Source organism: Sporosarcina aquimarina (assembly GCF_019748715.1).
In the GTDB taxonomy this organism is placed as follows: Bacteria; Bacillota; Bacilli; order Bacillales_A; family Planococcaceae; genus Sporosarcina; species Sporosarcina newyorkensis.
Genome location: NZ_JACLBZ010000048.1, coordinates 1 through 1,056, shown reverse-complemented (window position 1 = coordinate 1,056; position 1,056 = coordinate 1). Strand labels below are relative to the sequence as shown.

At 47.3% G+C, this 1,056-nt stretch carries 1 protein-coding gene; it reads right to left on the bottom strand.

The features are described from left to right. Positions 1–11: 11 nt before the first annotated feature. Positions 12–947 (bottom strand): IS30 family transposase, encoded by a 936-nt coding sequence (locus H7J92_RS17410; protein WP_221838282.1) that lies wholly within the window; start codon positions 945–947, stop codon positions 12–14. Positions 948–1,056 lie beyond the last annotated feature (109 nt).

The window sequence follows — 1,056 nt, the reverse complement described above, 5'->3', positions numbered from 1 at the left end:
ATGATAGTTTGTCAAATTAAGCGCAACAGTTGCTCAGTAAACGCCTCGTATGCAGTTTTCCATCCCAGACACTTTCTGGGTCGACTATTGATGAGTTCCAAGGCTTCAAACAACTCCGCTGGTTTCACCTCTTCAAAGTTGGTTCCCTTGGGGAAGAATTCACGCAACAGCCCATTGCTATTCTCGTTGCTTCCCCGCTGCCAAGAGGAGTAAGGATCGGCAAAGTATACCTCGATAGAAAGGTCCTTTTCAATCCTTTCATAACAGCTGAATTCCTTTCCGCGATCCGTTGTGGCAGTCTTGAGAGCCGCCTCAGGAAATAACGCGGAAACCTTTCGAATGGCGGATTCCATCGAAGAAGCGGAACGGTCCGGCATGGGAAGGGCAAGATATAAACGTGTCTTTCGTTCCACGAACGTGGCCACACATCCTTTGGCCTTTCCACGACCGGAAACTACCGTATCCAGCTCCCAGTGACCAAATGTTTCCCGTTTCTTCACTTCTTTCGGGCGCTTGGAAATCGGCGTGCCGATATTAAAACGTCCGCGTGTTTCCTTCGGTTTCTGACGTTTCCCCTTTTGTCGAAGCACTGTGAGAGGTACCTCGAGAAGGCCTTCGTAAACCCAGCGATAGATTGTCTTGAAGCTCAGGTCCTCAGGAAACAGGCGACCAATAATCTGTTCAGGCGACCACGTCTCATTCAATTTCTGTTGGATGGTCTCTTTCAGCTCAGGAGTATATTTTGACTTCGCTCCACAGTTTGATTTACGGGCTTCATACTGGTGTTGGGCAGATTGTGCATCGTAATCAGGTTGCCGGGCCAGCTCCCTAGAGATAGTGGAAGGATGACGCCCAATCAAGTTGGCAATCTTTCGAATGGAATAACCAATCTCAAGGTAGGCTTCTATTTTTGCACGTTCAGATATGGTAAGATGAGTGTAGCTCATAACGATCCCTCCGTTTGAATGTGTGTGTGGTAACTCCATTCTATACGAGGTCGTTATGGGTTTTCTTTTTTTCTGCTTTCATGTGTTGCACTTAATATTACAATTCGTC

Coding starts and splice junctions, on each gene's coding strand:
- H7J92_RS17410 (WP_221838282.1), bottom strand. CDS start 947: ATGAGCTACACTCATCTTACCATATCTGAACGTGCAAAAATAGAAGCC.